This is a genomic window from Pseudomonas sp. LBUM1646, from assembly GCF_059716165.1.
Map to the genome: position 1 here is coordinate 2,702,002 of NZ_CP166810.1, position 18,091 is coordinate 2,720,092.

Below are 18,091 nucleotides of genomic sequence, written 5' to 3' on the forward strand. Positions count from 1 at the left end.
GGAACGATCAGGTTAGAGGTCTGGAGCGTGGGAACGATCAGCTCTCAACGAGGCAATTTGAGTTCTGCGCTGAGGCCACCGCCTTCACGATTACTCAACGTCAATGATCCCCCGATCGCCAACGCCAACTGCTGCGCAATCGCCAACCCCAACCCGGTCCCGCCGGTGCTGCGGTTGCGTGAGTTTTCCACGCGATAGAACGGCTCCATCACCTGGGCCAATTCCTCTTCGGCAATCCCCGGCCCGCGGTCCATGACTTTGACCGACAAGCTGCCATCGGTTTTTGCTTCGACCTGCAACTCGGCGGCCCCGGCGAATTTCAGGGCGTTGTCGGTCAGGTTCACCAGCACCCGGCGCAAGGCGTGGGGGCGGGTGTCGATCACGGCGGCGCTTTTGCCGCTCAGTTGCACGTCCTTGCCCATGTCCTGATAGTCGAACACCAGGCTGTCGAGGAACGAATCCAGATCAGTGCGCCGGCTCTCTTCGGTGGCACCATGGATGCTGCGGGCATAGGCCACGCCTTCGCGCACCAGGTGCTCCATCTCACTCAGATCGTTCCAGAGTTTGTCCTTCTCGCTGGAATCGTCCATGAATTCGGCGCGCAGTTTCATGCGGGTGATCGGGGTTTGCAGGTCGTGGGAAATCGCCGCCAGCAGTTGCATGCGTTCTTTCAAATAAGCGGCAATTCGCGCCTGCATGGCATTGAACGCCATGGCCGCATGGGCGACTTCGGTCGGTCCTTTTTCATCGAGGTGTACGGCGTGGGTGTTGGGGTCCAGAGTTTCTACCGCCGTGGCGAGGCGGGTGAGGGGGCGAATGGCGATGCGCACGGCCAGCCAGGTGCAGGCGAGCATCAGCGCCAGCTGCCCCAGCAGCGCGATCGGCAGCCACGGCGACAACGGCACCATCGCCGGCCGCACATCGATAGTCACCGGGCTGCCGTCCGCCAGTTTCAGGTGCACCTGGAAGTGTTTCTGCGGGCCGGGGATGTCGGTCACGGTCATCGGGTAATCCTTGCCGATGGCGTCTTTGATCGAGGTCACCGCGATGGGCGTGTCGCGCATGGCCGTGCCCGGTGAGCCGTCGTCCAGCATGTAACGGTAGTTGCGCCGCTCCAGTTGCTGCAACCAGCCCGCCCGTTCTTCAGCCGGCAAGCGGTCGAGGATGGCGATGGAGGTCGAGACGTCGGTTTCCAGATTGCCGAGCATGGTGTTTTTCGCGCTTTCGTAACGCTCGTAGTACTGCGCGCCGAAGGACAACGCTTGGGCGAGAATCAGGCCGACCAGGAAGATCAGCGACAGCCGTGAGGCGAGGGTGCGCGGCCAGCGCAGTGCGAGATTCATGCGGGCGCTCCCTGTACTTCAACCGGCAGGGAAAACACGTAACCCTCGCTGCGTACGGTCTTGATATAAGCCGGCTCCCGCGCATCGTCGAGCAAGCGCTGGCGCAAGCGGCTTACCAGCAAATCAATGGAGCGGTCGAATAGATCGGCGTCGCGGCCCTGGGTCAGGTTCAGCAACTGATCGCGATTGAGCACCCGTTGCGGATGGTCGAGGAACACCCGTAGCAAGCGATATTCCGCGCCGCTGAGGGCAACCATGGTGCCGTCGGCGTCGAGCAGGTGCCGGGCGGAAGTGTCCAGGCGCCAGCGCCCGAAGGCCAGCAGACGCCCGCTTTCGGTCACCACCAGGTTCGGCGGCAGCATCCGCGTGCGGCGCAGTACGGCGTTGATCCGCGCCAGCAGCTCACGGGCGGCGAACGGCTTGACCAGGTAATCGTCGGCGCCCATTTCCAAACCGATGATGCGGTCGGTTTCGTCGTTGCGCGCGGTGAGCATCAGCACCGGCGTGGCCTTGTGTTTGCCGGCACGCAACTCGCGGCAGAGCATCAGCCCGTCGTCGCCGGGCATCATGATGTCGAGCACGATCAGGTCCACCGGCGTGGATTCCAGGAACGAACGCATTTGCCGGCCATCTGCGACGACGGTGGTGCGCAGGCCATTCTTCTTCAGGTAGTTGCCTACCAGCTCCCGAATCTCGCGGTCATCGTCGACGATGAGAATGTGATCGACATGTTCCATGGGGCCAAGCCTCTAACAGTGGGGGATGTCGCGCAGTCTATCGAGCCTTGGCCCGTTCGCCCGCAGCCCTTTGTATTGCAGTGTATCTGGCGTCTCGGCGGATACATACAGACGCAAAAACGCGATTTTTTCGGGGTTTTGTATCGCTGTGTATCGGGCGGCGGTTTTGATACGTAACGATTGACTCAGGGGTTTTCCCGACACAGACGGGATACCTCGCAGGCTTCTAATGGGTTCCATCGAGGCAAACCAACCTGCCTCGGACCAACTAATCATTGAAGCCTTGAGGAAACCGCCATGAACACCAAAGCCATCTACGCCGCTTGCCTGTTTGCCGCCCTGAACATCTGCACCTTGTCGGCCCGTGCCGAAGCCGATGTCACCCCGCAAACCTACACCTACGGCACCCATCTGGACATCCAGAAAGTCGTGTCGCTGACACAGGACACCGGTCCTTCCTGCGGGATTGTGAATGCCCGGCTGACTTACCTCGATTCCCAGGGCAAGACCCAGGCCCTGGACTACAGCAAGTTTTCCGATGACTGCCACGACGGTAACTGAGCCAGCCTCTCAATCCCACTTTGAAACAGGAAGAACATCATGAACAACGTGACGCGTTATCTGACCGCCATTGCCTTCTCCGTCGCCGGCGTCGCCGCCCATGCCAACGCGGCGGTTGAAAAGGTCGCCTGTGGCAGTGCCACTTGTTTTCAACTGACCCCACTGGAGAAGGGCGCTGCGGCGCTGGCGGAGGATGGTTATAGCCGCACGCCGCAAGGGGAAGCGGTGGCGGAGAACGGCTCCAGCCGCACGCCCCAGGGACAGTTGCTGGATAGCCAGACTGTTTGAGGCGTCATCAAGAACCACCCCTCGCCCCAGCCCTTCCGAAACGTCGGACCGCCCCACTGGGGAGAGGGTTAGGGTGAGGGGTGGATTTCGAGCCTAACCACTAAATCTAGGAATCCCCCATGTTTCTCATCGCATTCCTGGGCGGCATTTTGACCGTCCTCAGCCCGTGCATCCTCCCGGTCGTGCCGTTCCTGTTCGCCGGCGTCGAGCGCACCCGTTCCTCGATCCTGCTCACCCTCGGCGGCATGGTCCTGACCTTCGCCCTGATTGCCAGCCTGGCCGTGGTCAGCAGCGAATGGGTGGTCCAGGCCAACAACACCGGTCGCCATGTGGCGCTGTTCGTGATGGTGCTGTTCGCCCTGTCGCTGATTTCCGCCCGCATCGGTGGCTGGCTGGCACGTCCGTTCGTGTTGCTGGGCAATCGCCTCGACCCCAACACCCGCAAAATGTCCGGCCCGCTGAGTTCGCTGATGATCGGCGTCGCCACCGGTTTGCTCTGGGCGCCATGCGCCGGGCCGATCCTCGGCGTGATCCTCACCGGCGCGATGCTGCAAGGCGCCAACGCACAAACCAGTCTGTTGCTGGTGGCTTACGGCCTGGGCAGCGCCTTGTCCTTGGGCACGCTGATCTTCGCCGGTCGCGGGTTGGTCAATCGCTTGAAAGCGTCGATCCCGGTCACCGGTTGGTTACGTCGTGGCGCAGGGGTTGCCGTCCTGGCAGCGGCTGCGGTGATCTCCACCGGCGCTGACAAAACCCTGTTGGCCGGCACCTCGTCCGAGGGCGTCAGCAGCGTCGAACAAGGGCTGCTGGAAAACGTACCGAAAGTGGTCGATTACTTCGTCAGCAAGGTCAAGGCCGACACCTCGATGGACAATGCCAAAGGTGCGATGCCCTCACTCAACGGCGCGGTGGAGTGGCTCAACTCGCCGGCCCTGACCAGCGAATCCCTCAAAGGCAAAGTGGTGCTGATCGACTTCTGGACCTACGACTGCATCAACTGCCAGCACACCTTGCCGTACGTGAAGGATTGGGCGAAGAAATACGAGAAGGACGGCCTGGTGGTGATCGGCGTGCACACCCCGGAATACGGCTTTGAACGCATCATCGATAACGTCAAGGATCAGGTGAAGAAACTCGGCATCACCTACCCGGTGGCCATCGACAACAACTACGCGATCTGGCGCAACTTCGACAACCAGTACTGGCCCGCCCACTACCTGATCGATGCCAAGGGCCAGGTGCGTTACACCCACTTTGGCGAGGGTCGCTACGACACCCAGGAACAGATGATCCAGCAGTTGCTGCAAGAGGCCAAAGCGCCCGCCGCGTAACCCTTCAAATCAAAGGCTCACAGGTCTCGCACCATGAGCCATTGTTGTTTGTCCCAGGCATGAAAATTTTCCAGTACCGTCCAGCCACGCTTGGCGTAGTAGTCGTTCTTGTCCTGGGTGTGCAGGTACATTCGCGCCACACCCTTGGCTTTCGCCTCAGCGCAAATCCCTTCGATCAAGCGTTCCGCCAGGCCTTGGCCCCGCGCCTCCGGGCTGATGAACACACAGGCCAGCCACGGGCCGAGATCCGCTCGATGGGCCAGGTCAGCCTTGGCCAGGGCCGCTCCACCCAACAGTTGATCCCCCTCCAGCGCAATCAGGCATTGCCAGTCGCCATTGCTTTGACCGTCAGCAAACTCCCGCTGCCAATCCGCCAAGGGTTGCGAGGCGTATTCGTAATGAAATTGCCGGTGAATCCACGCAGCGAAGGTGTCGCTGTGCTGCAGGTGATGGGCGAGCCAGTCCAGGCGGGGCATGGGTGAATCCTTTCGAAGAGGTATGCCCCATGAGAGCCGATTTCAGGGTGGACAGGCAATCCCGGGTTTTGCATCAACGACGGCCTGATTGCGTCGCCATGCCGCCGGCGGAGCACCAAATTCGCGGCGAAAGGCTCGACTGAACGCCGTGTCGGTCTGATAACCGACTTCCTCGGCAATCCGCGCCAATGAGGTGTTACTGCGGCGTAACAGGTTGGCGGCGAGCAACATCCGCCATTGGGTCAGGTACTGCATCGGTGAGCTGCCCACCAGTTGCTGGAAACGCTCAGCGAGGACCGACCTTGAGGTGCAAGCGGTACGTGCCAGTTCTTCCAGCGTCCAGCAATGACCAGGGTTCTTGTGCAGTGCGTTGAGGGCGCCACCAACAATCCGGTCGCCGACGCCCGCCAGCCAACCGGTGCGACCTTCGGCCTGTTCGTTCATGTACAGGCGCAACACCTCGATGAACAGCACCTCGGCCAGTTTCGCCAGCACACCTTCGCCGCCAGGCCTGGGCGATCGAGCCTCGGCCAAGGCGTAGCGGACCGATGATTCCAGCCACATACCGGCATTCGAACCGCGCACGTTGACCCTGATCACAGCCGGCAACCCCGTCAGCAGCATGCCCGCCAACCGCGTATCGCACGCCAGGTAACCGCACACCAACCGCGTGACGGCACCGCCACCGCCATAACTCAATTGCCGCGGCCGGCGCGCCAGTACCACGTCCAGCCGCGCACCACTGGCCGGCGCAATGCCCGGTGTCGAGCACATGCGATGGGCATCGCCCTGGGGGAAAACCACCACGTCGCCGGCGTTCAGCAGCAGTGGCGGGTCGTTACCCAGTTCGACATAGCACTCGCCTTCGGTAATCAGGTGGAAAATCACCACCCGCTCAGCACCGGGCTCCAGAAACGGTGCGGCGGTATCGGCACTCGGCGACTGGTAGCACCAGGGCGCGGTGAACCGGGCGTTGATGAAAATCGCACCGACCAGGTGGACAACACGCAGGGTTTGCGAGAGCGCGTCCATGGTGATTTCTCGTAGGAACGGGTGCTGTTAAGTGTGAGCCCGTCGCCGCGCGGCGTGAAACCTCCGGACGATCGGGCAGTGTTGGCCGACGATCGGGCAGGACGCCAGCACGCGCCAGCGCGATAGTTGGTGTACAGGGTCACTGCCGACCCTGTGTCCATAACAAGAAAAGAGAGGTTGCTATGCCGAAGTTCGTCATAGAGCGGGACATTCCGGGTGCCGGAGCACTGTCCGATCGGGATCTGAAAGCCATCTCGCAAAAGTCCTGCCGGGTCTTGCGCGATTTACCTGAAGTGCAATGGCTGCAGAGTTACGTCACCGGCGACAAGATCTACTGCGTGTACATCGCGCCGAACGAAGAGCTTGTCCGGGAACATGCCAGGCAGGGCGGTTTTCCGGCCAACAGCGTTTCACAGGTCATGAACATCATCGATCCCACCACGGCGGAGTAGTTTTCCGTCAGAGCCTGGACTGTGTTTCAACCCGCGAGGGAGCCACATTTCATGAGTACACCCATTGATCTTACTGCCCTGAAAAACCGTCAGATGGCCGCCTGGGCCAGTGGCGATTACGCCGTGATCGGCACCACGTTGCAAATTGTCGGCGAACAACTGGCCGAAGCCTGTGACTTGCTGTGTGACGAGGAGGTGCTGGACGTCGCCGCCGGCAACGGCAATGTCACACTGGCCGCAGCCCGGCGCGGCTGCAAAGTCACGTCCACTGATTATGTCGCGGCGCTGCTCGAGCGTGGTGAAGACCGCGCCAGGGCCGAACGGCTGGAGGTGATTTTCCAGGTGGCCGACGCTGAAGCGCTGCCCTTCGAGGATGCCAGTTTTGACGCCGTGCTCTCGACCTTCGGCGTGATGTTTGCGCCGGACCAGCCCAAGGCCGCTGCGGAACTGGGACGGGTCGTTCGCCCCGGTGGCCGCATCGGCCTGGCCAACTGGACACCCGAAGGCTTTGTCGGCCAGATGTTCAAGATCCTCGGCGGCCACCTGCCGCCACCGCCCGGGGCACTCCCGCCATCGAACTGGGGCAATGAAGCCTGGTTGCGCACGCATTTCGATGAGCAGGATTTCCTGACCCAGGTGACGCGCCGCACCTTCAACTTCCGCTACCGCTCGGCCGCGCACTTCATCGACACGTTCCGCAGCTGGTATGGGCCGGTTCACAAGGCGTTTGCGGTGCTGCCGGTAGACGGCGCCATGGCGCTGGAAAGGGACTTCACCGAGTTGCTGAACAGCCTGAATCGGGGCGGCGAGGCATCGCTGGTGGTGCCGAGTGAATACCTGGAGGTGGTGATCTCACGGCGTTTGTGACGGGTAATGCAGTCAATGCAGGAGCGGCCGAAGGCTGTGATCTTTTGCTCTTGATCTTTTTCGGACCCGCTGAAGATCAAGACCAAAAGATCGCAGGCTGCGCCAGCTCCTACAGGGGTTGGGGTGGCAGTAAGTTTCAGAGCCGTCCGGCCAAGTCTCTTGGCACCGGGATGTTCGCCTCCACCTTTTTGCCCATGCTGATGCGCGGCTCCACCGCATAGCCCAGCGATTCATAAAAGCTCTTCACGCTTTCATTGGCGCTGACAATCTGCAAATTGATTTTCATGCAGCCGCGAGCCGTCAATGCTTGCTCGGCGTGACGAACCAGTCGAGCGCCCAGCCCCTGTCGGCGCTGTGCCGGATGCACCGCAACCGAATACAACCAGCCACGATGACCGTCGTATCCCGCCAGCACGGTGCCAACGACCACATCGCTATTCAGCGCCACAAAAAACAAACCATCGGCGATGGCCAGTTTCTTGTCGATCACCAGGCTTGGGGTGTTGTGCGCGGTTTCATAGCCGAACGCGGTTTCCCAGAGTTCGATGACAGAGGCTCGATGCTGTTCGTTGGCGTAATCAACGATGGGGATCATGGTCAGTCCTTTGAATGGGATGGGCTGACGCTATCGTCATGCGTGGTGTACTGTCCACTCCCTGCGAAACAAGTGCACCCGATGACCGCCACTGCTTTAATCGAGGCGCCGGACAATCAGGACGCCCGCGCAATGGGTGCTTCGAATGCAACAACACTGCAGAACCTGCTCGCCCGCCGGCGCAGTGTCAGGAGTTACACCGACGAAACTGTCCCTTTGAGTGCCTTGCTCAACATCCTGTCCGCCGGGCAAGGCTGCACATCCACGGAGGGAAAACGTGCAACGCCCTCGGCACATGCCTTGTAACCGCTGACGCTGGGCACTCATTGGATACCGATTTTCGACACTGGTAGGAGCCACTTCGCACCATGAAAAATACCGATGCACTCTTTCAACCTGATCGCAGTGATGCTTTCGCCGAGCCCGCCATGGCGCGTGCAGCCATTGCTTGTATCGAAGCATTCACCGACGCCTTCAACGCACGGGACCTGGCGGGTATGGATCGCTGTCTTCATTTTCCTCACGTCATCCTTTCCGGGGAAAACCTGGTCATCTGGGACCGCGCGGGAAAGTTGCCGAATGATTTTTTTAGTGAGCTGACGCGTCAAACGGGCTGGGATCATACGGTTTACCAGGACAAACGTGCTGTCTTGGTGAGCCCTCGCAAGGTTCATCTGTATGTGCGGTATTCACGCAATCGTGCGGATGGGTCCGTCATCACGCTTCATGAAAATCTGTGGGTGGTGACTTGGGACGAAGACCGCTGGGGGATAAAACAGCGTTCGTATTGAGTGACTGGCCATCGCGTTCGCGAGCAGCTCGCTCCCACACTCAATCAGGGATCAAGCGCCGCTCCATGATGATGGTGCGTTCGGCACCATGGAATTCATCGCGAACTTTTTGAAACCCCAGCTTCAGGTAAAAGCCTTCGGCGGTAATGGAGGAGGGGACGCGCAAGATTTCGATGTGTGCATCGCTGGCGATGGATTGAAGCGTTGCCATCAGCTTCCTGCCGAGTCCAAGTCCTTGATGGACTGGGTGGACGAACACGCTGCGCACAACGTCGCGGTCGAGACTGGCGGTCGCAACGACCTGGTGGTCAAGGGTCGCCACAAAGATCTGGCGTTGGTCCATCAAGGCGAGGATTGATTCGGTAGAAAAGCTTTTCTCCACCTGCGCAATGATGTCGGGCGGGTAGTCTCGGGCATTGGATTGGCGCAGGGACTGGATGATGATCTGGCTGATGGCTGCTGCATCTTGCCGGGTTGCACGTCGAATCGGGTTGTTCACGTTCTCACGTCTCCTTGTGACTGATCTGCGCCCCCCGTGCTTGCAGCAGTTCGCGCAAAACGGAGCGGTGGCAATGCGCCTCATCCTCGCAGTAACACCCCACCGCCAGCGCCGTTTGATGGGACAACGCCGCCAACAAATCCAACAGGTGACTGGGTGCAGGGTGGTTCATCTCGGCCTTGAACTTGCGCTTGAACGCGTCCCAGGCCTTGGCGTCCTGCGCCGCTTGGGCTTGGGCGACCAGTTCCGGGCTAGGGGACAGCAGTGGCTGCCAGACATCATAAAAGTCACGGCTGGCAAACTCGGCTTTCGGTACGCCGCGAGGTGGGCGGCGTACCGTGCCGATGCGCAGGCCTTCATCGGGCCTGCGCGGTGAGCCGAGCCTGACGATGCTAATGGCCATGGGCGTTTACTTGTGCCGTGAGCTGTCAAACCACTCCATCGCCGTGCGCCAGATGCAGATGCCCAGGAAGTACGCCGACATCAGCAGCCAAAGCCCCATCACCATCGGGTTGATCACCGGATGGTTGACCACCAACGACAAACTGCAGAGCAGCCAGATGGCGGTGACCGCGATGTTGATCGGCATGAACTTGCGCACGCGGAACGGGTGGAGGAATTTCATCCGGGTCACGGTCAGCAGGGCCAGGCCGATGACGGTGAGCAGCGTCACCCACGGCGACGGGCCAATGATGTACAGGCACAACGCGACCACGTTCCACGCGGCGGGGAAGCCCTGGAAGTAGTTGTCCTTGCTTTTCATGTTGACGTTGCAGAAGCAGAACAGCGATGAGACCAGGATCAGCGACACGGTCAACAGCAGCGTGTAGTCCGGCAACGGGATGTAGCGGTAGATGAACAGCGCCGGGATGAACACGTAGGTCAGGTAGTCGATGACCAGGTCCAGAATCGAGCCGTCGAAACTCGGTAGCACCGATTGCACGTTGACCTTGCGTGCCAGCGCGCCGTCGAGGCCGTCGACAATCAGCGCCACACCCAGCCACAGCAGGCAATGGGTGGCCTGGTTTTCCAGCAGCGCGAGGGTGGCCAGGAAGGCCGTGACCACGCCAGTCGCGGTAAAGCCATGGGCGCCCCATGCTTTGAGCCTGGCAATGTGTAAGGTTGATATCACGGGGGCGTTCTCCAAAAAGTGAAGCAAGCCAGTCAGCACCCTTCTATTGGGGGCGTCGGCAAACCGGGTCGGGTTGCAGGTATCGACCGGGAATCCGGGGATAAGGTTCACCACCTATGAATCTTAGCTGTGCTGTGGAAAAAAAACCCCGGTTAAATCTGGCGGATGACTTAATGATGACGCTGCTGGCACCTCGCCACATGTTTACAACGCTTTGCTCATGAACACCCGGCTGGTGCCCTCTGGCATGCACGGCACCTCGCCAAATCGCTGCCAGCCCTGCTTCTCGTAAAACGCCGGGGCTTGAAAACTCAAGGTGTAGAGCACCGCAGAACGACAGCCGCGACGGCGGCCTTCGTCCTCATAGGCTTTGAGCAGTCGAGCGCCCAGCCCGGAGCCGCGCAGCGCCTCGGGCAAGTAGAACAAATCGAGAAACAGCAGGCCCAGAGACGTCCGCCCGGTTATTCCCCCCAGCACCTGTTGGGTGTCAGGGTCGCGAACCGTCACCGCCAGCGCCTGCCGGTCGCTGACCCCGGTGGCCTGATCATTGAAAGCGCTGAGCCCGGCGCTGAGCACGTGCTCGACTTCGGGTTCGATCACGTCGCTGACGACGATTTGATGCTGATCCATGGCGGGGCTGATCCTCTGGGAAACGGGTTAGCGAGGGTAGAACACTCGCAGCCGATGGTCATCGGGGTCAAGCGCGACGAAGGTGCGGCCGAAATCCAGCTCAGTGGGTGGTTGCAGGATGCTCAAGCCCAGGCTCGACCATTGGCCGAACAGCGCATCGACCTCTGCGGCCGATTCCACCGGAAACGCCAGCTCCATACCGCCGCCGGTCATCCCGGCGGCAGGTTCGGCGGTGTGCCGCGACCAGAGCCCCAGTTTGTAGCCGTCCTCTAGCACGAACAGGGCGAAGGTCGGGGATTCTTCCACGGGTTTGCGGCCCAGCAGGAATTCATAGAACCGTGCACTGACCGCAGGGTTTTCGACGAACAGTAGCCAGTAGCGAGGTGTGATCATGGGGCTGCTCCGAATGATGTGGCACGCAGCATAAAAGGCCGCACCGTCAGTTTCTGTCAGGAGCGTGAGCGCTCGGGCGTTGCGCCTGTTCACGTCGGCCAAACGGTGCTGGCGCAATGGCCGGCGCGGGCTATCGTTGCCTGACTGAGTTACGCCTGATAAGAGAGGTCGTCGTCATGAACACCAGCGATTTGCTCGAACAACTTTTGCGGGCCGGCCAAGGCTCGATGTCGCAACAGGGCGGCGGTGCCGCGCCATCCCAGGGAGGCTTGGGCGGACTCGGCGGGTTGCTCGGCGGCCTGTTGGGCGGTGGTGCCGGGTCAAGTGCCGGCGGTGGCGGGTTGGGTGGCTTGCTCGGTGGTTTGCTGGGCGGTGGCTCTGCCTTGGGCGGTTCGACCCAGACCCGTTCATCAGGCGGCACCAACTACGCGGCACTGGCGTCCCTCGGGATGATGGCGTTTCAGGCCTATCAAGCCTGGCAACGCAGCCAGGCCTCGGCGCCGCAACAGGCGCCGCGCACGGTGGACCTGCTGTCCGGTCCGGAAGTCGAAGACCACAGCCACGCGGTGCTGCGCGCGTTGATTGCCGCTGCCAAGGCGGATGGCCGGATCGATGACCACGAGAAACAGATGATCAGCACCGAAATCGGCCGCCACACCGACGACCCGCAATTGCAGCAATGGCTTGACGATGAAGTCGCCCGACCACTCGATGCCACCGACGTGGCGCAATCAGCCACAGACCCGGCCATCGCCGCGGAAATGTACCTGGCCAGCGTGATGGTGGTGGACGATCAGCAAGACGCCGAGCGCAGTTATCTGGATGAACTGGCGGCGGCCCTGAAGATTGCTCCCGAGCTGCAGGTGCATCTGGAGCAGCAGGCCAAAGGTGGTGCGGTGTAGCGTCTGTCATAAAACCTGTGGCAAGGGCGCAAGCTCCCTTGCCTCAGGCTATTCATCGTTCGTCCAATCGCTGACTTGAACAAATCACCCCAGCCAGGTCATTCGATCCCTTAGAATCGCGCCTCGGTCGAGAAACGGTTCAGGGAAGCAGTAAATGACACTCAAGGTATTGGTGATCGGTGGTTACGGAAACTTTGGCAGCATCGTGTGCCGGCATTTGGCGGTGATGCCAGGCATCGCTCTGGTGATCTCCGGGCGTGACCCGCAAAAGTTGTCGGCCCAGGTCGAAGCGTTGAAAACCCTGTCAGGCAAAACCTGCGAAGGCTGGTGCGGCGATGCCATGGGCGCCGGTTTCAAGTCCGCCCTGGAATCGCTGGGCATTCAACTGGTGATCCACACCGGCGGCCCGTTCCAGGGGCAATCCTATGCCGTGGCTGAGTCGTGCATCGACGCCGGGGTCAATTACTGCGACCTGGCGGATTGCCGCACCTTCGTCAACGCCATCGGCGTACTGGATGCCCGAGCCAAAAGTGCGGGCGTGGCGATCCTTAGTGGCTGCAGCTCGGTGCCGACGCTCTCGTCAGCCATCATCGATCAGCACCGTTCGCGGTTTAAGCGCATTGATTTGATCGAGCATGGCATTTCCTCCTCGGCGAAGATGCCCGGGCTGTCCACGATCACCGGGGTGCTGGCCTACGCCGGCAAACCGATCAAGCAGCTCAAGAACGGCCAGGTACACGAAGTGTTTGGCTGGCAGGACCTGACATTGCGCACTATGCCGCAGATGGGAACGCGGGTACTGGCCAACGTCGACGTGCCGGACATGGACATCTTCGCCAGCCGCTACGGCGCCCATACCTTGCGGTTCAAGGCCGGCGCGGGGCTCAAGCTCGGTAATGTGGCCACCTTCCTTCTGGCCCAGGCCCTGCGCACCGGGCTGGTTCGCGACCATGCGCTCTGGGCCGCGCGCTTGCATCGCTGGGGCTGCGGGTTCGAGCGGTTTGGCGATGGCAAAAGTGCGATGTACATCGATGTCCAGGGCCTCGGCCTGGACGAAAAACCGTTGTCCCTGACCGTGCAACTCACTGCGTTCAACGACAAAGGGCCAGAGATTCCGAGCTGCGCCGCCGTCGCCCTGGCAGCAAAAATGCTCCAGGGCTACGTGCCCGCACCCGGCGCACGCCCGTGTGTCGGTGAAATCAGCGTCGATGAATACATGGCCGCTATCAACGACCCGGACAATCTGCAAATGTCCGTGGTGTTTTCTGACGAGCAGCGCTGAACATGCTCTACCTCGGCCTCAAATATGCCCACATCATCGCCGCGATCTTCCTGTTCGGCTTCGGCATGGGTTCCTACCTTTATTTGATCGCCGCCAGCCGCACGGCCAACCCGTTGGTCATCGCTCATGTGGCGCGGATGGTGGTGTGGTTCGACACCTGGATCACCACGCCGGCAGGTTTTCTGCAAATCATCACCGGGTATGGCCTGGTGAAACTCAGCGGCTTGCCCCTGACCACGGAATGGGTGCTGACGGCGCTGGTGATCTTCCTGTGCACGGGGGCGCTGTGGCTGCCGGTGCTGGTGCTGCAAAAGCGTTTGCAGGTGTTGGCGATGAGCGCGGTCGAAACGGGGCAGGGGCTGGCGGTCGAGTACGACGCCGTCTACCGCAAGTGGTTCTGGATGGGGGTGCTGGGGTTTCTCGGGATGTTCGTGATTGTGCTGATCATGGTGACCCGCATGACGCCGGGGCAGTGGCTTGGAATGTTGAGCTAAGAACACCCTGATCCCCCGTAGGAGCTGCCGAAGACTGCGATCTTTTGACCTTGATCTTTTGGATATCGACGTCCAGAAAATAAAGGTCAAAAGATCGCAGCCTTCGGCAGCTCTTACAGGAACGCGTAAGGTGCTTTTTTACTGATCACCCTTGGTGTTGTTCTGGATATCCTGCAGGGCTTGTGTGGTGAGCGAGATGCAGTCTTTTTTGCCTTCCTCGGTGCCTTTGGCCTGTGCAGCCTTGGCCAGTTTTACGGTGTCGTCAATACTGTCTTTCAGATCGGAACTCTGTGCTTCGGTGCTGACTTGAGCATCCTTGATTTTTTGCAGATTGACCGTACACAGGTCGTCCGCAGCGAATACCGAAGGTGCCAGCAGTGCAGCGGCGACGAACAATCCAGCAAGTGCAGAACGCTTCATGGAAATCTCCTCAATGGAAAGTTCGGTGCCATGGCGTGTGAGCCTTGGCACCGAGGCAATATCAAGCCCTGAGAACAGGGCCTGGAAAATGACTATAGCTAACCATGGCAAAAAGGCCGGTAGCGCTTACCCTCTGTCAACGAATGAACGCCTGCAAATCAGCAGTCAGCTTGTTGATCGCCGCTTTGAAATCGTTGGTGGTGATCTTCTGGCTCGAGTTCTTCAATTGTTCGCCGAACACCTTGCGCACCACTTTGGCCACGATCTGATTGTTGCTGGCGTCCACCAGTTCGGCTTCCAGGAACAGCGTGGTGTCCTGGCTGCGATGGCCTGAGGCGGCGCTCACCCCGCCAACCACGGCGGCGACCGGGACCACTTCATACCATTGCATGCCTTCATTGGAGGCGCTGACACCGGTTATCGCCGCCCGCAGCACCAGGGTTTTCGAACCCGCCGGGGCTTTTTTGGCGCTAGGTACGACGCGGTACTTCTGGCCCAGCACACCCTTGGCGCTGTTGGTCATGTAGGTCTGCAATTCTTCCAGAGTGCGCTGGTCGACCCGTTCGTTGGGTTTCGGCGCCGGGTAGAGTTCCAGCTTCATGAAGGCCACGGTGTCATAGGCGTTGGGGTTCCACGACGGGCTGACCCAGCGCATGGCTTTCTCGCCACTGGTAGTGGTCACCTCCTGGAGATTGTTGTAGTTGGGCAGGAAGCCCGAGTATTGCTCCTTATCGGTGACCTTGGAGGTACAACCGCCCAGCAACAGGCTGGCCAGCGTGGCGCCGATTAACACGTTTCGGGACAGGTTCATGGTGGTGGGTGCTCCGTGGGGGGAAGTCGTTATTTTTTTGATAACGGTAGTTCAAAAACGCCAGGTCATATTGCCGGTCAATGCTTGAATCCAGGCGTTGTCGAACTGACCGGAAGTTCGCACGCCTGATACGGATTTCGTTTGGTCCACGGACATGTCACCCAACCAGACCAGTGCCCAACTGACGTTGACATCGGTGTCCTTGTTCAGGGCATAAGTGGCCCCGGTGCCCAGGCGCCAGGATTCACCCATGGGCGCGTTGAGTGTGCGGTTGGCGTCCGACACGGCACTGCTGTCATAGGCCACGCCGATATTCCACAACCACTCACGACTCGCCTGATATTGCGCGCCCAGTGCCAGTTGCCAGGTGTCTTTGTAATGAGCGTTGACGGTGGTCGATTGTGAGCCGAGCGCGGTGGTGTCGACCTGCACCGCGACATCGCCGAACTGCGACCAATCCTGCCAGTTCACCGAGGCGAGCAGGGCCCATTGCGGGTCCAATTGCTGGAACAGGCTCAGGGTGGCCGTCTGCGGTACTTGCATATCGAGCTGGGTGTTCAAGCCATTCAAACGGTCCAGGCCCGGGCCGGTGCCATGAACGTTGAGCCGGTCTTCGAAATCCAGATCCACCTTGGTGGTGTAGGCCAGGCCAATGCGTGTGCCCGGTTGCGGGGCGTAGATCACCCCCAGGTTGGCGCCGTAGCCCCAGGTGGTGTCTTCGTATTTGAACTGGCCGTCGCTGCGGTCGGTGACACCGAATGGCGAGCGGTCGATGGCGGTCTGGGTTTGCAGCATGCCGTACATGGCTTTCACCCCGACGCCGACCGACCATTGATCGTTAAAGCGATAGGCCACACTGGGTACCAGGGACAGACCGGCGAGGCTGGCGTTCTGCGCGAAGTAGCGCCCTGACCAATCGTTATCGTAATTGGCCGCCAGACCGAAGTCGCCGTAAGAGCCGAACCCGACGCTCCAGTGCTCATCCAATTGATGGCTGACAAAGAAGCTGCCGCCGGGAATCGGATCGAGGGCATTACCACTGCCGCTGCCCGTGCCGTTGGTGTTGGCGTCGCGATCAAATTTCAGGTTGCCATAGAGCACCTGCAAGCCACCGGTGATTTGCGTGCCGGGCAGGTAGCTCAACCCCGCCGGGTTGCTGGCGATGGTCGATGGCCCCTGGGCCCGGGCGGCGGCACCGGCGTTGGCCAGGCCGACGTTATCGGTGCCGATTTCGTAAAGCAGGATGCCGCCCGCGTAGACCGGTTGGCTGCATAGGGCCAACAGCGTGAGGGCGGGCAGGGCGGTTGTTTTTGTCTGCATGGGTCACCTCGACAAACGTCCACGAGTGGCCACTGTGGCCACCCGTGAACTTGACGGCTTATTTGCCCATGGCCGCGCGGGCCGCTTCGATTTTGGCTCTCACCGCTTCGAGGTTGAAGCTCGCGCCTTTTTGCATCGGCGGATACTCAACCGCTGTTTCGGCCAGTTTCACTACCTGTTGCTGGACGAACACAAAGCGCCAGAACTGGAACTTGAACCACTCGAAATATTCCAGCGAACCGTTGGCCGCCATGCCTTCCGGCCACCCGGCGCGTTCGAACGGGTCCAGACGCAGATTGGTCAGGATCGGCATGTCCAGCGTGACTTTGGCCCCCAGCCAGCCGCCCGGCTGGTCGATGAAGCGGTACTTGAAGTCATCGATACGGATCGCCCCCAACGTGCTTTCGCCAAAATAGAAAATCTCATGGCGATTGGACGGCCCCTTGCCGGTGATCATCGGCGTCTGGTCGTAGCCATCCAGGTGCACCTTGTAGGTGCGGTCGCCCAGCTGTTTGCCTTTGAGCAATTCCGCCGAAATGTTCGGGTTACCGGCCGCCGCGACGAAGGTCGGGAACCAGTCCATGCCGGACATGATGCCGTTCCCGATGGTGTTCGGCGGCACCTGGCCCGGCCAACGAACAATCGCCGGCACCCGGAAACCACCTTCCATCACCGTGCCTTTGCCCATGGCAAACGGCGTAGTACCGCCATCCGGCCAAGTGAAGTTTTCTGCGCCGTTGTCGGTGGTGAACACCACGATGGTGTTGTCATCCATGCCGTCTTTTTTCAGCTTGGCCATGACCTCGCCCACGATGTCGTCGAGTTGCGCCATGCCGGCTTCCTGCTCCGACCAGCCATTTTGCGCATTGCGCGTGGCTTCGTACTTGTCGGACAGGTGCGTGACGATGTGCATGCGCGTCGGGTTGAGCCACAGGAAGAACGGTTTGTTGTCTTGCTTGGCCTTGTCGACAAAGGCAAAAGCCTTGTCGCGGATTTCGTCGTCGACGGTTTTCATCCGCTCCGGATAGAGCGTGCCGGCGTCTTCGATCTTCTGTTTGCCGACCTTGCCCCAGCGCGGCATCACGGTAGCGTCATCGGAGGTGGTAGCCCAGCTGTGGACCATGTTGCGTGGGCCGACGGTATCGAGCAGTTCCTTCGGATAATTGGGGTGCGCCGGGTCTTCCATGGCATCGAGGTGATAGAGATAACCAAAGAATTCATCGAAACCATGCACGGTCGGCAGGAATTCGTTCAAGTCACCCAAATGGTTCTTGCCGAACTGGCCGGTGGCGTAGCCCATGGATTTCAGGGCGGTGGCGATGGTCACGGCTTCGGCGGGAATGCCGATGGGCGAACCGGCTTGGCCGACGGTGGTCATGCCCGTGCGGATGGGCAGTTCACCGGTGATGAAATTGGCGCGCCCGGCGGTGCAACTGGCCTCGGCGTAGTAGTCGGTGAAGCGCATGCCTTCGGCGGCGAGTTGATCAAGGTTCGGCGTGCGGCCGGCCATCATGCCCTGGTTGTACACACCGATATTGGACCAGCCGATATCGTCGCCCATGATCACTACGATGTTCGGGGGCGGTTTGTCGGCCGCTTGGGTGATAACGGGGAGGACCATTGCAGTCAACAACATTGAAACAGCGAACAGCGAGGAGAATTTTTTCCGATTCATGTCGAGCTCCGTGCACTGGTATTGCGTGCTGAGACGAGCCCCCCGGCCGTCCTGAAAGTT

The 18,091-nt window shown here is 60.5% G+C and carries 23 protein-coding genes and 1 pseudogene; 10 read left to right on the plus strand and 14 right to left on the minus strand.

Annotated elements, in window-relative coordinates:
* Positions 1-44: 44 nt before the first annotated feature.
* Both ACA071_RS12425 and ACA071_RS12430 read right to left on the minus strand, forming a co-directional pair.
* Positions 45-1,343: an ATP-binding protein gene (locus tag ACA071_RS12425; RefSeq protein WP_497644614.1), complete on the minus strand. Its 1,299-nt coding sequence runs from the start codon at positions 1,341-1,343 to the stop codon at positions 45-47.
* Positions 1,340-2,080 (minus strand): response regulator, encoded by a 741-nt coding sequence (locus ACA071_RS12430; protein WP_497644615.1) that lies wholly within the window; start codon positions 2,078-2,080, stop codon positions 1,340-1,342. Before ACA071_RS12430 ends, ACA071_RS12425 begins: the two co-directional genes overlap by 4 nt.
* Before the next feature lie 297 nt (positions 2,081-2,377).
* On the opposite strand from ACA071_RS12430, the gene ACA071_RS12435 reads away from it, so the two are divergent.
* From ACA071_RS12435 to ACA071_RS12445, 3 genes are all read left to right on the plus strand, one after another.
* On the plus strand, positions 2,378-2,641 hold the full coding sequence (locus tag ACA071_RS12435; RefSeq protein WP_497644616.1) for a DUF2790 domain-containing protein: 264 nt from the start codon (positions 2,378-2,380) through the stop codon (positions 2,639-2,641).
* 39 nt (positions 2,642-2,680) lie between these two features.
* Positions 2,681-2,929 carry a hypothetical protein gene (locus tag ACA071_RS12440; protein ID WP_497644617.1) on the plus strand — a complete coding sequence of 83 codons (249 nt, stop codon included), beginning with the start codon at positions 2,681-2,683 and terminating at the stop codon, positions 2,927-2,929.
* 119 nt (positions 2,930-3,048) lie between these two features.
* Positions 3,049-4,260, plus strand: a complete 1,212-nt coding sequence (locus ACA071_RS12445; protein ID WP_497644618.1) for a cytochrome c biogenesis protein DipZ — start codon at positions 3,049-3,051, stop codon at positions 4,258-4,260.
* A 17-nt stretch (positions 4,261-4,277) separates the two neighbouring features.
* Here ACA071_RS12445 and ACA071_RS12450 read toward each other — a convergent pair whose 3' ends face one another.
* Positions 4,278-4,736 carry a GNAT family N-acetyltransferase gene (locus tag ACA071_RS12450; RefSeq protein ID WP_497644619.1) on the minus strand — a complete coding sequence of 153 codons (459 nt, stop codon included), beginning with the start codon at positions 4,734-4,736 and terminating at the stop codon, positions 4,278-4,280.
* Positions 4,737-4,778: 42 nt separating this feature from the next.
* Entirely contained in the window at positions 4,779-5,768 is a 990-nt protein-coding gene (locus ACA071_RS12455; RefSeq protein WP_497644620.1) for an AraC family transcriptional regulator, read from the minus strand.
* Between the two features lie 182 nt (positions 5,769-5,950).
* Between ACA071_RS12455 and ACA071_RS12460 the strand changes: the two genes are divergently transcribed.
* Together ACA071_RS12460 and ACA071_RS12465 are read left to right on the plus strand one after the other, a co-directional pair.
* Positions 5,951-6,220, plus strand: a complete 270-nt coding sequence (locus tag ACA071_RS12460; RefSeq protein ID WP_169370347.1) for a DUF4242 domain-containing protein — start codon at positions 5,951-5,953, stop codon at positions 6,218-6,220.
* A 51-nt stretch (positions 6,221-6,271) separates the two neighbouring features.
* Positions 6,272-7,087, plus strand: a complete 816-nt coding sequence (locus ACA071_RS12465) for a class I SAM-dependent methyltransferase (RefSeq protein ID WP_497644621.1) — start codon at positions 6,272-6,274, stop codon at positions 7,085-7,087.
* Positions 7,088-7,223: 136 nt separating this feature from the next.
* Here ACA071_RS12465 and ACA071_RS12470 read toward each other — a convergent pair.
* Positions 7,224-7,688 (minus strand): annotated as a pseudogene (locus tag ACA071_RS12470) (GNAT family acetyltransferase); the annotation flags it as partial.
* A gap of 75 nt (positions 7,689-7,763) precedes the next feature.
* On the opposite strand from ACA071_RS12470, the gene ACA071_RS12475 reads away from it, so the two are divergent.
* A complete protein-coding gene (locus ACA071_RS12475) occupies positions 7,764-7,988 on the plus strand; it encodes a hypothetical protein (RefSeq protein WP_497644622.1) in 225 nt (74 codons plus the stop codon).
* 62 nt (positions 7,989-8,050) lie between these two features.
* Entirely contained in the window at positions 8,051-8,473 is a 423-nt protein-coding gene (locus tag ACA071_RS12480; protein WP_497644623.1) for a hypothetical protein, read from the plus strand.
* Positions 8,474-8,513: 40 nt separating this feature from the next.
* On the opposite strand, the gene ACA071_RS12485 is transcribed toward ACA071_RS12480, so the two are convergent.
* From ACA071_RS12485 to ACA071_RS12505, 5 genes are all read right to left on the minus strand, one after another.
* Positions 8,514-8,972: a GNAT family N-acetyltransferase gene (locus tag ACA071_RS12485; protein ID WP_497644624.1), complete on the minus strand. Its 459-nt coding sequence runs from the start codon at positions 8,970-8,972 to the stop codon at positions 8,514-8,516.
* Positions 8,973-8,976: 4 nt separating this feature from the next.
* A complete protein-coding gene (locus ACA071_RS12490; RefSeq protein WP_497644625.1) occupies positions 8,977-9,375 on the minus strand; it encodes a DUF488 domain-containing protein in 399 nt (132 codons plus the stop codon).
* Between the two features lie 6 nt (positions 9,376-9,381).
* Positions 9,382-10,104 carry a phosphatidylcholine synthase gene (pcsA, locus tag ACA071_RS12495; RefSeq protein WP_133835912.1) on the minus strand — a complete coding sequence of 241 codons (723 nt, stop codon included), beginning with the start codon at positions 10,102-10,104 and terminating at the stop codon, positions 9,382-9,384.
* A 204-nt stretch (positions 10,105-10,308) separates the two neighbouring features.
* Positions 10,309-10,734: a GNAT family N-acetyltransferase gene (locus ACA071_RS12500; RefSeq protein ID WP_497644626.1), complete on the minus strand. Its 426-nt coding sequence runs from the start codon at positions 10,732-10,734 to the stop codon at positions 10,309-10,311.
* 27 nt (positions 10,735-10,761) lie between these two features.
* Complete coding sequence (locus ACA071_RS12505) at positions 10,762-11,127, minus strand: VOC family protein (protein ID WP_497644627.1); 366 nt, start codon at positions 11,125-11,127, stop codon at positions 10,762-10,764.
* A 176-nt stretch (positions 11,128-11,303) separates the two neighbouring features.
* On the opposite strand from ACA071_RS12505, the gene ACA071_RS12510 reads away from it, so the two are divergent.
* The 3 genes from ACA071_RS12510 to ACA071_RS12520 all read left to right on the plus strand — a co-directional run bounded on the left by ACA071_RS12510 (position 11,304) and on the right by ACA071_RS12520 (position 13,805).
* Complete coding sequence (locus ACA071_RS12510; protein ID WP_497644628.1) at positions 11,304-12,029, plus strand: tellurite resistance TerB family protein; 726 nt, start codon at positions 11,304-11,306, stop codon at positions 12,027-12,029.
* Between the two features lie 154 nt (positions 12,030-12,183).
* Positions 12,184-13,311, plus strand: a complete 1,128-nt coding sequence (locus ACA071_RS12515; protein ID WP_497644629.1) for a saccharopine dehydrogenase family protein — start codon at positions 12,184-12,186, stop codon at positions 13,309-13,311.
* 2 nt (positions 13,312-13,313) lie between these two features.
* Positions 13,314-13,805 carry a DUF2269 family protein gene (locus ACA071_RS12520; protein ID WP_497644630.1) on the plus strand — a complete coding sequence of 164 codons (492 nt, stop codon included), beginning with the start codon at positions 13,314-13,316 and terminating at the stop codon, positions 13,803-13,805.
* Positions 13,806-13,943: 138 nt separating this feature from the next.
* On the opposite strand, the gene ACA071_RS12525 is transcribed toward ACA071_RS12520, so the two are convergent.
* The 4 genes from ACA071_RS12525 to ACA071_RS12540 form a co-directional block, all read right to left on the minus strand.
* On the minus strand, positions 13,944-14,225 hold the full coding sequence (locus tag ACA071_RS12525; protein WP_497644631.1) for a PA2433 domain-containing protein: 282 nt from the start codon (positions 14,223-14,225) through the stop codon (positions 13,944-13,946).
* Positions 14,226-14,361: 136 nt separating this feature from the next.
* A complete protein-coding gene (locus ACA071_RS12530) occupies positions 14,362-15,036 on the minus strand; it encodes a DUF3313 domain-containing protein (RefSeq protein ID WP_497644632.1) in 675 nt (224 codons plus the stop codon).
* Between the two features lie 51 nt (positions 15,037-15,087).
* Positions 15,088-16,356 carry an OmpP1/FadL family transporter gene (locus ACA071_RS12535; RefSeq protein ID WP_497644633.1) on the minus strand — a complete coding sequence of 423 codons (1,269 nt, stop codon included), beginning with the start codon at positions 16,354-16,356 and terminating at the stop codon, positions 15,088-15,090.
* A gap of 58 nt (positions 16,357-16,414) precedes the next feature.
* The gene (locus tag ACA071_RS12540) at positions 16,415-18,031 is read right to left on the minus strand and encodes an arylsulfatase (RefSeq protein WP_497644634.1); all 1,617 of its coding nucleotides are present in this window, start codon (positions 18,029-18,031) and stop codon (positions 16,415-16,417) included.
* Positions 18,032-18,091 lie beyond the last annotated feature (60 nt).